Source organism: Rikenella microfusus DSM 15922 (assembly GCF_000427365.1).
In the GTDB taxonomy this organism is placed as follows: domain Bacteria; phylum Bacteroidota; class Bacteroidia; order Bacteroidales; family Rikenellaceae; genus Rikenella; species Rikenella microfusus.
Genome location: NZ_KE386488.1, coordinates 963,114 through 976,863 on the forward strand (window position 1 = coordinate 963,114; position 13,750 = coordinate 976,863).

8 protein-coding genes and 1 riboswitch are annotated in these 13,750 nt (G+C 57.3%); of the genes, 1 reads left to right on the forward strand and 7 read right to left on the reverse strand.

Annotated elements, in window-relative coordinates; all coding sequences use genetic code 11:
- Positions 1-492 precede the first annotated feature (492 nt).
- The 6 genes from RIKMI_RS0105195 to RIKMI_RS0105220 all read right to left on the reverse strand — a co-directional run bounded on the left by RIKMI_RS0105195 (position 493) and on the right by RIKMI_RS0105220 (position 9,277).
- A complete protein-coding gene (locus RIKMI_RS0105195; protein ID WP_027290733.1) occupies positions 493-1,785 on the reverse strand; it encodes an O-acetylhomoserine aminocarboxypropyltransferase/cysteine synthase family protein in 1,293 nt (430 codons plus the stop codon).
- 397 nt (positions 1,786-2,182) lie between these two features.
- Positions 2,183-2,722, reverse strand: coding sequence for an acyl-CoA carboxylase biotin carboxyl carrier protein subunit (locus RIKMI_RS0105200; protein WP_027290734.1), 540 nt, complete (start codon positions 2,720-2,722; stop codon positions 2,183-2,185).
- A gap of 18 nt (positions 2,723-2,740) precedes the next feature.
- Positions 2,741-4,225, reverse strand: coding sequence for an acetyl-CoA carboxylase biotin carboxylase subunit (locus RIKMI_RS0105205; protein WP_027290735.1), 1,485 nt, complete (start codon positions 4,223-4,225; stop codon positions 2,741-2,743).
- A gap of 351 nt (positions 4,226-4,576) precedes the next feature.
- On the reverse strand, positions 4,577-6,121 hold the full coding sequence (locus RIKMI_RS0105210; RefSeq protein WP_027290736.1) for an acyl-CoA carboxylase subunit beta: 1,545 nt from the start codon (positions 6,119-6,121) through the stop codon (positions 4,577-4,579).
- A gap of 394 nt (positions 6,122-6,515) precedes the next feature.
- Positions 6,516-7,139 carry an anaerobic ribonucleoside-triphosphate reductase activating protein gene (locus RIKMI_RS13115; RefSeq protein ID WP_037291546.1) on the reverse strand — a complete coding sequence of 208 codons (624 nt, stop codon included), beginning with the start codon at positions 7,137-7,139 and terminating at the stop codon, positions 6,516-6,518.
- Positions 7,130-9,277 (reverse strand): ribonucleoside triphosphate reductase, encoded by a 2,148-nt coding sequence (locus tag RIKMI_RS0105220; protein ID WP_027290737.1) that lies wholly within the window; start codon positions 9,275-9,277, stop codon positions 7,130-7,132. Before RIKMI_RS0105220 ends, RIKMI_RS13115 begins: the two co-directional genes overlap by 10 nt.
- 123 nt (positions 9,278-9,400) lie before the next feature.
- Positions 9,401-9,630: riboswitch (cobalamin riboswitch) on the reverse strand.
- A gap of 430 nt (positions 9,631-10,060) precedes the next feature.
- Here RIKMI_RS0105220 and RIKMI_RS0105225 point away from each other — a divergent pair.
- Entirely contained in the window at positions 10,061-10,462 is a 402-nt protein-coding gene (locus RIKMI_RS0105225; protein ID WP_027290738.1) for a DUF2721 domain-containing protein, read from the forward strand.
- Between the two features lie 112 nt (positions 10,463-10,574).
- Here RIKMI_RS0105225 and lacZ read toward each other — a convergent pair whose 3' ends face one another.
- Positions 10,575-13,724, reverse strand: a complete 3,150-nt coding sequence (gene lacZ, locus RIKMI_RS0105230) for a beta-galactosidase, LacZ type (RefSeq protein WP_027290739.1) — start codon at positions 13,722-13,724, stop codon at positions 10,575-10,577.
- Between the last annotated feature and the right edge of the window lie 26 nt (positions 13,725-13,750).

Consider the following 13,750-nt stretch of genomic DNA (forward strand, 5'->3'; position numbering starts at 1 on the left):
AGATAAATCGACGATAATTACATAGAATAAGTGGACGACTATATCCGACCGGATACAAACCCCATTTCGGTTCGGCACCGGACGGCACGAGGCGACGCAAAACCGGACAAAAGACCCGAACGGTCCGGCGCAAACCGAAAGAACGATGCAATGTAAAATAGGGCAACACTAGGACTCTACCCTCTTTTATACGTATGCCCGGTTTTCAACTGATTTCCGCCCTCCCGAACAGAAAAAGCCCCGGCCGGAGCAACCTCCGTCGGGGCTTTCGCTAAGGTTTACCATATTTGGTTCGGGCGGCACCGCAGAGCCGTGCGGAGAGACCATTGTCCGATTGGGGTAAAGTCGCATATAGCTACCTTCGTCGTTCGACCCGTTCGGCAGATACCCGTATCGGACCAAAAAGACAGCGGCTTATTGTATTTCAGCCGCTATCCGCGCTCCCGGCCACCGGGCGTATCCGGCAACGCACGGCCGGCAACGCATCCGATACTATCTGTCGCTTCGCTCCAAGGCCTGCTCGATATCGGCAATAATATCGCCGGCGTCTTCGATCCCGACCGAGAAACGGATCAGGTCGGGAGCCACGCCCGCCGCAACTAACTGCTCGTCGGTGAGCTGCCTGTGGGTATGGCTCGCGGGGTGCAGCACCGAGGTGCGGGCATCGGCCACATGGGTCACGATAGCCCCCAGCTTCAGGCTGTCCATAAAACGGATCGACGCTTCGCGCCCTCCTTTCAGGCCGAACGTGATGACGCCGCATGTCCCGCCGGGCATATATTTCTGCGCCAGTTCGTAATATTTGTTTCCCCGGAGGCCGGGATAATTGACCCACGCCACCTTGTCGGTACGCGAAGCGAGGTATTCGGCGACTTTCTGCGCGTTTTCGCAATGGCGGGCCATCCGCAGGTGGAGGGTCTCCAACCCGATATTCAGCAGAAAAGCGTTCTGCGGAGACTGGATCGACCCCAGGTCGCGCATCAGCTGCGCGGTCGCTTTGGTGATATAGGCGCCTTTACCGAAGGCTTTGGTATAGGTCAGCCCGTGGTACGAGTCGTCGGGGGCGGTCAGGCCGGGAAACTTGTCGGCATGGGCTTCCCAGTCGAAGTTTCCGCTGTCCACGATCGCTCCGCCTACGGCGGCGGCGTGGCCGTCCATGTATTTGGTGGTGGAGTGGATCACGATGTCGGCGCCCCATTCGAACGGCCGGCAATTTATCGGTGTCGGGAAGGTGTTGTCCACGATCAGCGGCACGCCGTGCTCGTGCGCGATTTTCGCGAATTTTTCGATATCGAGCACGTTCAGACCGGGGTTGGAGACGGTTTCGGCGAACAGGGCCTTGGTATTGGGTCGGAATGCCCGAGCAATCTCCTCCGCGGGAGCGTCGCCGTCCACGAAGGTAACCTCGATACCCATCTTTTTCATGGTCACGGCGAAGAGGTTGAAGGTCCCGCCGTAGATAGCCGACGCGCTGACGAAATGGTCGCCGGCAGAGCAGATATTGAAGACGGAGTAGAACGAGGCGGCCTGCCCGGAGGAGGTGAGCATGGCGGCCACGCCGCCCTCGAGGGCGGCGATTTTGGCGGCTACGGCGTCGTTGGTGGGGTTCTGGAGCCGGGTATAGAAATACCCGGCTTCTTCGAGGTCGAACAGCCGCGCCATCTGCTCGCTGGTTTCGTATTTAAAAGTCGTGCTCTGATAAATGGGCAGCACGCGGGGTTCGCCTTTTTTGGGCTGCCACCCGCCCTGCACGCACAGGGTTTCGCGTTTGAATTTCTTTTCCATATTCTTTACTGTATTGTCCCGTTACCGGGTGGGATAGCGACGGTCCTTCGGAAAGCGCGATACGCATCGAACCGGTCGGAGGTTTCCCCTGGATTTGTACCGTCTTTTGCAAATGATCCCCAAATTACAAGAAGCATGCCCTCTTCAAGGGCGAAGCCGGCGGAGGCAAACAAGCGAAGCGAAGTTGCAGTCCTCCGCCGGGGGCGGTTCCGACCTGCGCGGCTCGCCCGGCTCGCCGCAAAACCCGCAGAATGGGCATGGGTGCCTCAGCGCAAACAATACGGTACCGCCCTGCGCAGGCGGCGTCCGCGTGACCGCGGCGGGACGAGCGATGCTTACGCATCGCTGAACCTATTATCTCCTCCTGTCAAATAATCGAACGGTTAAAAGCGAACGGCTATTTCTCCGCTTTGATCTCGATCAGCACATCATCCTTGCCCACCGTCTTACCCGGCACCACCGTCACCTTCGTCACCGTACCCTTCATGTGCGTCGATATCGTGTTCTGCATCTTCATCGCCTCCAGCACCAGCAGCGATTCGCCGCTTCCCACCGTCTGCCCCTCCGAAACGAACACGTCGAGTATCTTGCCCGGCATCGGCGCCTTGATGACCTCTTTTTTCGAAAGGCCGGCCTTGGCCGCCAGCATCCGCTTGCGGGTCAGCGAGAACGGCGTCTCCACCGAAAAATTGTAACTCACCCCGTTCAGCGTGATACTGTACGTATTGGCGCTCTGCTGCGTGATCTCGTACGGGTAGCGCAGCCCGTTGCACGAAAGCACGTTCACTCCGTCCGCCTCCTGCACCAGATCGATCCGGATCAATCCCCGCCGGTAACGGTATTCGTAATTGTTCTTAACCAAAAACTCATATTCCGCATTGGTATCGGTATTGAGTGAGATCAGTTTGGTCGTATTGCTCGGTTTCTTCGTTGTCATGGTCTCGGTAGCTAAGAATTACAAGTTGCGGATACGGCGGTTGAGCACCCACGGGTCGATCCCCGTTTCCGGCCCTACGTCCGGCACCGTTTCGTGCGTGTACTGGTATAGGGCCAGCATCGCGGCCATCAATTCTTCGTCCGGTTCGCGGTAAACGAGCGATTCGAGTTTCGTCTCGATGAACGAAGTGTCGAAATCGCCGCTGCAAAACGCCGCATTGTGCAGCACGGCCTTGCAGAACGGGATCGTCGTCTTCACGCCCTTGATATGGAACCGCTCCAGGGCCGACAGCATACGTTCGATCGCTTGTTTGCGGTCTTTGCCGTGCACGATGAGTTTGGCGATCATCGAATCGAACCACGGGGTGATCTCCGAGCCGGGCACGATCCCGGTATCGATCCGGATATTGTCGCCCTGCGGCAGCCGTAACTGTTTGATGACACCCATCGAGGGGGTGAAGTTGGCCTGTACGTCTTCCGCGTTGATGCGGCACTCGATGGCCCAGCCGTTCAGTTTCACGTCGCTCTGCCGGATGGGGAGTTTCTCGCCCGAAGCGATACGCAGCTGGAGTTCCACCAGATCCAGCCCGGTGATGGCTTCCGTAATCGGATGCTCCACCTGGATGCGGGTGTTCATCTCCATGAAATAGAAATTCTTGTTCTTGTCGAGCAGGAATTCCACCGTTCCCAAGCTTTCGTAACCGGCGCCTTTGGCGAGCTTCACGGCTACGCGAGCCATCTTGTTGCGCAGGGCGGCATCCAGCCCCGAAGAGGGAGCCTCTTCGAGCAGTTTCTGGTGCTTGCGCTGCACGGAACATTCGCGCTCGCCGAGGTGCACCACGTTGCCGTGGGCGTCGGCCACTACCTGGAATTCGATATGTTTCGGATTTTCGAGGTATTTCTCGATAAAGACGGACGGGTCGCCGAAGGCGCTCTGCGCTTCGGACGAGGCGGCATGGAACATCTGTTCCATTTCGCTCTGTTTATGCACGATGCGCATCCCGCGCCCGCCGCCGCCGGAGGCGGCTTTGATAATGACGGGATAGCCGATCTTTTTGGCGATCTTCACCCCTTCCTTGACGTCTTTCACGCTGCCTTCGCTGCCCTGGAGCATAGGAACGCCGTTGCGGGCGGCGATCTCTTTGGCGATGATCTTGTCGCCCATGTCTTTGATAAGCTTGGCGGGGGGGCCTACGAATTTGATGCCGGCGTCGGTGCATTTCTGGGCGAAATCGGCGTTCTCGGACAGGTATCCGTATCCGGGATGCATGGCCTGCACTTTGTTCTCAACGGCTAACTTGACGAGGTTGTCGATGTCCAGGAATTCGGGCACAGTGCCGTCGGTATCGGGAAAGTCGATCACTTTGTCGGCGAAATCCAAGTAAACGGCATTCGGTTCCTTGGTCGTGCGGATGACGTAGGTCTTGATCCCCATCCGCTTGGCGGTACGGCATATCCGAATGGCAATCTCCCCGCGATTGGCTATCAATATCGATTTTATCATATATTTCCTTTTTAATGGTTCGTTTATTTTGTACGTAGAGGGTAGAGTCCATTGTTCTTTCTTTGAAAAGAAAGAACCAAAGAAACTTTCGAGCAGGTTTGCGGCGCCTCAGTTTGTCGATGCCTCTTGCACTGTGCTTTTTGTTTTGTAAGAACAGGGGGCATTCATGCAAATACAAAGGACAGCCCCCTGTTCTTACAAAACAAATCGTCAAAGGATAAGTCATCCGACAGGCTCAGGAGATGCGCAAGCATCTCAAAAAGTTTTTCTGGTTCTCTTTGTTCACAAAGAGAACAGTACCCTCAAACATCAACGTACCGAAATAAACGAACGGTTAAAAACAGATATTCGTTAAAGCGGCGTATTGCCGTGTTTGCGGCGCGGCATGCTCACCGACTTTTTCTCCAGCGTTTTCAGGGCATTGACAATTTTTTCGCGTGTGAAACGCGGGTCGATCACCTCGTCGATAAAGCCCTTTTCGTCCGCCACATACGGATTCGCGATCTCCTCGCGGTACTTGGCCGACAGCTCCTTTTTCAGCGCCGCCGGATCCTCCGCCTCAGCCAGTTCCTTACGGTAGAGGATCGCCGTAGCCCCGTCCGGCCCCATCACCGCGATCTCCGCCGTCGGCCAGGCATAGCAGAAATCGCCCCCGATCCCCTTGCTGTTCATCACGATATAAGCGCCGCCGTAAGCCTTGCGCAGGATAACCGTGATTCTCGGTACCGTCGCCCGCGTATAGGAATACAGCAACTTAGCCCCATGACGGATAATCCCCGCATGCTCCTGGTCCGTACCCGGCAGGAACCCCGGCACATCCTCGAACGTCACGATCGGAATATTGAAACTGTCGCAGAAATTGATGAAACGCGCAGCCTTCACCGAAGCGTCTATATCCAGCGTGCCGGCCATCACTTTCGGTTGGTTGGCGATGATCCCCACCACATAACCGCCGATGCGGGTCAGCCCCGTCACGATATTGCGGGCATGCCCCGCCCCCACCTCCAGAAACCGGCCGTGGTCCGTAATCATCCGTATCACCTCCAGCACATCGTACGGTTTGTCCGGGTCGTCCGGCACCACGTCGAGCAACGCCTCTTCCGCCCGGCCGGCCGGGTCGTCGGTGGCTACGAACGGCGGGTTCTCGATGTTATTGGCCGGCAGGAACGAAAGCAGCATCTTGATCCCCTTGATCGTGTTTTCGTCGTCGCTGAACACGAAGTCGGCCACGCCCGTGCGGGTCGAGTGCACCGAAGCGCCACCCAGCTCCTCGGCCGTCACCTCTTCGTTGAGCACCTGACGCACGACGTCCGGCCCGGTCACGAACATGTAACTGGTCGATTCGGTCATAAAGATAAAGTCGGTCAGGGCCGGAGAATAGACAGCCCCGCCCGCCGCCGGCCCCATGATGGCCGAAATCTGCGGAATCACGCCCGACGAAAGGACGTTCTGACGGAAAATATTGGCATAGCCGTTCAGGCTGGTGATCCCTTCCTGGATACGGGCTCCGCCGGAGTCGATCAGGGCGATCAGCGGCGAACCGGTCTTGAGGGCCATGCTCTGAATCTTAACGATCTTGGCGGCGTGCACCGAGCCGAGCGACCCGCCCAGCACGTTGAAGTCCTGCGAAAAGGCATAGACCTGCTTGCCGCCGACGGTCCCGTAACCGGTGATGACGCCGTCGCCCAGGGCGTTGGTGGATTTGCCGAAACCTCCGGCTGCGGCCGGGGTGGCATAAGCATCCACCTCTTCGAACGTGCCTTCGTCGAAAAGCAGCTCCATCCGCTCGCGGGCGGTGAGCTTGCCGCGGTTATGCTGCTTTTCGTAATATTTCGCATCGTACTGCTTTTCCAGCGCTGCCTGGCGCGCCAGGAATTTCTCGTATGCTTTTCCCATTCGTTTTCTGGTTTTCTTTACTTGACTATCGCTGCCGGATCTGCCTCCGGTACCGAAAACCTGATTACAATAGACGTTCGTTTATCTGTACTGTTCAGGTTTGAGGTGACTGTTCTCTTTGTGAACAAAGAGAACCAGAAAAACTTTTTGAGATGCTTGCGCATCTCCTGAGCCTGGCGGATGACCTTTGCCTTTGAAAGTTTGTTCTGTAACGGATAGGGGACTTTAATATCGTTATGCCCGATGTCCCCTATCCGTTACAGAACAAAGAAGTCTGCAAGAAAAGATTTTCGACAAACTGAGGCGCTGCAAACCTGCTCGAAAGTTTCTTTGGTTCTTTCTTTTCAAAGAAAGAACAGTGGACTCTACCCTCTACGTACAAATAAACGAACGGTTAAATGTAATCACGGACCAGGTTTCCGTCACGGAACTCCTGGAACCGGATTTTATCCGGAGCGAACATTTCCGACAGGCGGCGCACCGTATCCGGCGCATGCACATCCGGGATCAGCGTCGTACGGAACTGGCGGCCCACCTCCCCGTGGGCGCGCAGCAACTCCAGCGTACAGCGTACCGCCTCCACCTGCGCCTCCGTAACCGTCGGCGTCACAAGGGCATAGCTCTCCCGCGCGACGAAATGTTTGACATCCAGCGCGACAAAATTAACCAATTTTTCCCGAAACAGTTCAGATAAAACCTCCGGATGCGTCCCGTTCGTATCCAGTTTGACCCGCAATCCCAACGCCCGCACCCGTTTCAGGAAATCCGGAAGATCCTTTTGCAGCGTCGGTTCGCCGCCCGTGACCACCACCCCGTCCAGCCATTCGCGCCGCGCCGAAAGATAGGCGAAGACCTCCTCCTGAGGCACATCCGGCGTATCGTTCAGCAACTCCGGCACCACCAGAGACGGGTTGTGGCAGTAGCCGCACCGGAAATTACATCCCTTGGTGAAGACTACCGCCACGAGTTTACCCTCCCAATCGATCAGGCTCTGTTTCAGAAATCCCCCTATTCGCATGACGCACAACGATAAGAAGCCGACGACAAGACACTCCGGTCGAACAGTTTGCGATCCGCGAACTCCTCCCGTTTGCCGTCGTTCCACTGGCTCACCGGCCGCATGTAACCCACGATCCGACTGAACACCTCCGACTGCGCCCCGCACTTCGGACACGTGAAATGCTCGCCCGCCATGTAGCCGTGCGACGGGCAGATACTGAACGACGGCGAAAGCGTGATGTACGGCAAACGGAACGTGTCCGTCACGCGGCGGACCATCTGTTTGGCCGCTTGGGCCGTCATGGCGTTCTCGCCCGTAAAGACATGGAACACCGTCCCCCCGGTATAGAGCGTCTGCAACTCGTCCTGCATCTCCAACGCCTCGTACAGGTCGTCCGTATAGCCCACCGGCAAGTGGGTCGAGTTGGTATAATAAGGTTTCGCACCGGACTTGAACTGTTCGTGGTTCGCCACGATGATGTCCGGATACTGCGCCGTGTCGAGCTTGGCGAAACGGTAGGCCGTGCTTTCGGCCGGCGTCGCTTCGAGGTTGTAGATGTTGCCCGTCTCGTCCTGGAATTCGGCCAGGACGTCGCGCATGAAATTCATCACCTTCTTGGAAAATTCCAGACCGTCCGCACTGGAAAGCGGCACGCCGAGGAAATTCAGGCAGCACTCGTTCATGCCGTTGATCCCGATCGTCGAAAAGTGATTTTTCCAATAACACCCGAACCGGTCGTGCACGTGGCGCAGGTAGAATTTGGAATACGGATACAGCCCCTTGGCCGTGTACTGTTCGATCACCTTGCGTTTGATTTCGAGGCTCTGTTTGGCCAGTTCCATCAGGTGGCGCAGCCGCTGGAAGAGATTCTCCTCGGACGACGACTCGTAGCCCAGCCGCGGCAGGTTGATCGTCACCACGCCCACCGAACCGGTCAGCGGATTGGCCGCGAAAAGGCCGCCGCCGCGTTTCATCAGTTCGCGTTTGTCGAGCCTCAGGCGGCAGCACATGCTCCGCACGTCGTCCGGTTTCATGTCCGAATTGACGAAGTTCGAGAAATAAGGAATGCCGTACTTGGCCGTCATCTCCCAGATGCCTTCGTAATCCGGATTGTTCCAGTCGAAGTCGGGCGTTATATTATAGGTGGGAATCGGGAACGAGAAGAGGCTGCCCGAGGCATCGCCCTGGCACATTACCTCGGCGAAAGCGCGGTTCAGCAGAGTGATTTCGGGCTGGAAATCGGCATAGGTCACGGTCTGCACCTCGCCGCCCCACACGACCGGCTCGTTTTTCAGGAAATCGGGTACCACGAGGTCCATCGTGATATTGGTGAACGGCGTCTGGAACCCCACGCGGGTCGGTACGTTCAGGTTGAACAGGAATTCCTGGAGGCACTGCTTCACCTGCTCATAGTCGAGATTGTCATACCTTATATAAGGGGCGAGAAAGGTGTCGAAGTTGGCGAAAGCCTGCGCCCCCGCAGCCTCGCCCTGCATGGTATAGAAGAAATTGACCACCTGTCCGAGCGCGGTGCGGAAATGTTTGGCCGGGGAGCTTTGGGCCTTTCCTTCCACGCCGCGGAAACCGGTCAGCAACAAGTCTTTAAGATCCCATCCGACGCAATAGACGCTCAGAAAGCCGAGGTCGTGGATATGCAGGGCGCCGCTTTTGTGCGCTTCGGCGATACTGTCGGGATAGAGACGGCTGAGCCAGTACTGGGCCGTAATCATGGTGGAGATGTGCTGGTTCAGCCCTTGCAGGGAGTAAGCGGAGTTGGCGCTCTCCTTGATGCGCCAGTCCGCCATCGAGAGATAGTCGTCGATCACGTCGAGGTTCGAGAGCAGTTCTTTGGAACTGCGCAGCTGTTCGTGCTGTTTGCGGTAGAGCAGGTAGGCTTTGACCAGGGCGAAGTAACCGTGGTTGAACAGGGTCTGTTCGACGGTATCCTGTACCTGTTCGACGGTGGGGGTGCCGAGGCGATGTTCGTCGGCGATTTTGCGGACGACCTCTTCGGCGAGGGCGTGCGCGGCTTTGCGGTCGGGCGCCTCGACGGCGCGCATGGCCTTGAAGATGGCTTGTTCGATTTTCTCGGGCTGGAAAACCGCGACGGTGCCGTCGCGCTTGACGATCCGGTCGGGTGTGTTGCTGCCGTTCATCTCTTACGAATGGTTTTAAGGTTGATAATGGCAGCTTGCGGGGACGGATGATGCGAAAGCATCCTCGCCGCACGGAGCGGAAAGGGACGCCTGTTCACCGGCTTTTCTCCCGAAAGCTACGGTTCATATGGCGGTTTCGCGGCAGGTCTTCTGACTTGTTCCGGGCGGTGCGGCCTTCCCGCGCTCTTTGCTGAGAATCTGCGCAGTGGCTTCGGCGTCCGTTTACCGGACGGCACGGCCTTTGGATGGAACTTACAGCTACGGGGATAGTCCCTGACTCTCACAGGGTTCCCTTTTAATCTTACTGCCGGCTGCCTGGAGCCGGGGTCGGAACCGTTTACCGTGAACAAAGATGGGATTTTTCTGCTTACGGGAAATTTTTCGGTTGAAAAGTTATCAACATTCTATCCACCGATATAATCCGGCGCGGTTCTTGTCCGTTAATTTTAATTGTTCGTTTATTTGTACGTTGAGGGTGGAGTCCACTGTTCTTTCTTTGAAAAGAAAGAACCAAAGAAACTTTCGAGCAGGTTTGCGACGCCTCAGTTTGTCGATGCCCCTTTACACTGTGTTTTTTGTTTTGTAAGGACAGGGGGCATTCATGCAAATACAAAGGACAGCCCCCTGTCCTTACAAAACAAATCATTAAAGGATAAGTCATCCGCCAATCTCAGGAGATGCGCAAGCATCTCAAAAAGTTTTTCTGGTTCTCTTTGTTCACAAAGAGAACAGTCGCCTCAAACCTGAACAGTACAGATAAACGAACGATTCAAACCAATAATTATGGAAGAACTGACACTCACCACCCCTTCGATTCTTTTTTCGGCCATTTCGTTGCTGATGCTCGCGTACACCAACCGATTTCTGGCTTATGCGCAAGTGATCCGGAACCTGACCGCCCAGCACGACCAAAACCCGACCCCCGTAACCCGGAAACAGATCGAGAACCTGCGCAAACGGCTCTATCTGTCCCGTTCCATGCAGGTTTTCGGCGTCGGCAGCCTGTTTCTGTGCGTCGTCTGTACACTCCTTGTCTATATAGGCATGCAGGCCGCCGCCGTCTGGACTTTCGGCGTGGCGCTGTTGCTGCTGATCGTCTCGCTCGGCATCTCGATCCAGGAGATGCGCATCTCCGTCCGCGCCCTCGAATACCACCTCGACCGGGCCGAAAAAGAGAGGAACTGACCCTCCCCGATTTCGGACACGCGGCTGAAATACGAAAGGGGGATGCGAATCCGTTTCGCATCCCCCTGCCCTCATTTCCGAAAAACCGGACGAACAGGCCGCCAGAGCCGGACTACCGGCGCGTCACCGGCCTGAGTACGAAATCGAACTCATAATCCCCGTAAGGCAACAGATACTGAGGCAGCGGCCAGGCGCCCCAGCTGTCCTCGCAACCGAGTCCCATCTGCCGCGAAGCGATATTCAGCGTCACGAAATCGCGTTTCACGAGCGACCCCGAATGACGCTGGTCTTTCGCCGGCCCGTCGTCCAGGTCCTCCATCGCATACGGCAACGCCGACGCCTCGAACGGAGCGTCCGACTCGATCAGCAGGCCTGCGCCGTCGGCATCGGTCAGTTTCCACCAGCGCAGGTCAGTCTTATTGCCGCTCTCCTGCGGGCGGACGTAACCCCAGTACTGGTCGTCCACCGACTGCGTATAACGGCCGATCTTCGCCGCCCCCTGACGGTCGATATAGTTCTCGATCGGGCCGCGTCCGTAGAAATCGATCGTGCGGAACGACTCCGGCATCGTCAGTTCCATGCCGAAACGGAACAGGTTCGGCATCTTCTCCTGGGTCGGATCCGTGGTCAGCTTCTGGCTCACCGCGATCTCGCCCGCTCCGTTAATGGTATAGTCGATGGTCAAAGTCGCGAAAAGTTTCGGCAACTCGAATACGCTGGTAATCCGAATATTCCCGTCGGCCAGGGTGGAATCCTTGATCGACTTGAGCTTCATCTCCGGGTTTTTCCACAGCGCGAAACGATTCTGCTGCCCGGCCCCCATATCGTTATCGGTCGGCGCACGCCAGAACATCGGCCGCAGCGCATAGCCTTTTTCCACCAACTCCCTGCCGTCCATCGTGTAATCGGTCATCAGCCCCGTCCAGCGGTTGAAATAGATCTTATTGTCTCCGGCCGCCACGACGATCGCCCGCGTGTTCGGTTCGATACTCGGGGCCGCTTTCGCAGCCGCCACCGCCGCATTCCAGGCATCATACGGACGTACCGCCATCTGTTCGTAAGCCACGACCGTCCCCGCCGGCAGAATGCCGTCCTGCGCTTTCAGCAGGTACTCCACATCCAGCATCAGCTCGCCCTTCGCGTCGGCCGGAACGGAATATCCCGGCAGGGCGACCTGCGCTTTCTGCTGCGGCGCGACGTTCAGGTCGAGGACTATCCCCTGCCGTACCGTCGTTCCGTCGGCTTTCAGCCGCCATACCATATAATAGCGCGACAGGTCGATGAAGAAATTCTCGTTGTAAACCTCTACGACGCCTTTCTGCAAATCGACCGGCGAGGTCAGGATCGAACGCTGCACGTACCCCGCTTCGTACATGTGCGGATTGGGCTGCCGATCGGGATTGACCAGGCCGTTGCAGTTGAAATTGTTGTCCGACACGGTATATTTCCCGTAGTCGCCGCCGTAGGTATAGATCATGTTCCCGTCCTTGTCGTATCCGCGCAGCGCCTGGTCCACGAAGTCCCAGATAAAGCCTCCTTGCAGGTTGGGATACTTGCGGATCACGTCCCAATACTCCTTGAAACCGCCCAGCGAGTTGCCCATTGCGTGCGCGTACTCCTGAAGAATGACCGGACGTCCGTCCACCCGCTTATCCTGGTTCCGGCCGAGGCGCTCCATCTCGGCCACCCCGGTGTACATCGGGCACCAGATGTCGCTGTAATGCGGCGCCTTGCTGTCCCACAGCGCGCGTTCGTACTGCACCGGCCGCGTCGGGTCGTACTCCTTGATCCACTTGTATTCTTCGCGGAAGTTGTGGCCGTCGCCCGATTCGTTGCCCAGCGACCAGGAGATCACCGACGGGTGGTTCTTGTCCCGGATCGCCACCCGCGACCCCCGTTCGATATGCGCTTTCTCGAACCGCAGGTCGCTGCCCAGGTTCTCCTTGCCGTACCCCATGCCGTGCGCCTCGACATTGGCTTCGTCCACCAGATAGATGCCGTACCTGTCGCACAGTTCGTACCAATACGGATCGTTCGGATAGTGCGAAGTCCGCACGGCGTTGAAATTGAATTTTTTGAGGATTTCGATGTCTTTCAGCATCGTTTCGCGCGGCACATGGTAGCCGTAGGTCGGATCCATTTCGTGGCGGTCGGCCCCTTTGAACAGTACCGGGCGGCCGTTCACCAGCACCTGCGCGTTCTTCACTTCGATTTTACGGAAACCGACGTTCAGGGGGATATATTCCTGCGACACCGCCTTGCCGCTGCCGCCCGCGACCGTAACGAGCAGCCGGTAAAGGTTCGGCGTTTCGGCCGTCCATTTCAACGGGTCGGCCACAGGGATTTCCAGTTTCACGGCCCCTTTCGCGGGCCTCAATCCCTGTTGCGACACGACGGTCTTGCCCGACGGGTCGGTCAGCGACACATCGACGCGGGTCGCCCCCGTCGCCCCGACCACTTCGGCGTCGATTTTCAGGGTCGCATCCTTATACTGTCCGTCAAGGTCGGTCACCACGCGGATGTCGCCCAGGCGGGTCTGCGGACGGGCGTACAGATAAACGTCCCGCGCCACGCCGCTGAGCCGCCAGAAGTCCTGGTCTTCGAGGTAACTGCCGTCGCTCCACCGGAATACCTGGAACGCGATTTTATTCTCCCGTCCGGGAACGAGGTATTTCGTGAGGTCGAACTCCGCGCCCAGCTTGCTGTCCTCGCTGTAACCGACAAAACGGCCGTTCACCCAGAGGTAAAGGTTCGAAGTCACGCTCCCGAAATGGATATAAACCGCGTCGCCTTTCCAATCGGCCGGAACGGTCACTTCGCGGATGTAGGAGCCGACGTAGTTGTCCTGCGAGGGAACATGCGGCGGATTGGGCCGTTCGATGCTGCTCCACGGATAACCGGGATTGATATATACCGGGTTGCCGTAACCGTTCACCTGCCAGATGCCGGGTACGGAAATCGTGTTCCATCCTTTGGAATCGTAATCGGTTTTATAGAAATCGGTCGGGCGCTGGTCGGCGTTTTCGACGAAAAAGAATTTCCATTTGCCGTTCAGCGACAGATAACGGTCGGAAGCCTGCGGGTCGCCCGCCTGCGCTTTTTCCGGGGTCTCGTAAGCGAAATAGGAGGCCCGCATGGGCGCCCGGTCGATCTCGTTCACCGATGGGTCCTGCCACTCGGTGAAGGTCTGCGCCCGGGCCGCTCCGCATGCGAGCAGGGCACCCGCCGCAAGGACCGCAAGGCTCGAAATGGGTCTTTTCATAAAGCTATGCTGGTTGGGTTAAAAAA

Bases quoted from the DNA above. Each gene is read 5' to 3' on its own strand.
- RIKMI_RS0105200 (WP_027290734.1), bottom strand. From the start codon at position 2,722: ATGACAACGAAGAAACCGAGCAATACGACCAAACTGATCTCACTCAAT.
- RIKMI_RS13115 (WP_037291546.1), bottom strand. From the start codon at position 7,139: ATGCGAATAGGGGGATTTCTGAAACAGAGCCTGATCGATTGGGAGGGT.
- RIKMI_RS0105225 (WP_027290738.1), top strand. From the start codon at position 10,061: ATGGAAGAACTGACACTCACCACCCCTTCGATTCTTTTTTCGGCCATT.
- RIKMI_RS0105210 (WP_027290736.1), bottom strand. From the start codon at position 6,121: ATGGGAAAAGCATACGAGAAATTCCTGGCGCGCCAGGCAGCGCTGGAA.
- RIKMI_RS0105195 (WP_027290733.1), bottom strand. From the start codon at position 1,785: ATGGAAAAGAAATTCAAACGCGAAACCCTGTGCGTGCAGGGCGGGTGG.
- RIKMI_RS0105205 (WP_027290735.1), bottom strand. From the start codon at position 4,225: ATGATAAAATCGATATTGATAGCCAATCGCGGGGAGATTGCCATTCGG.
- lacZ (WP_027290739.1), bottom strand. From the start codon at position 13,724: ATGAAAAGACCCATTTCGAGCCTTGCGGTCCTTGCGGCGGGTGCCCTG.
- RIKMI_RS0105220 (WP_027290737.1), bottom strand. From the start codon at position 9,277: ATGAACGGCAGCAACACACCCGACCGGATCGTCAAGCGCGACGGCACC.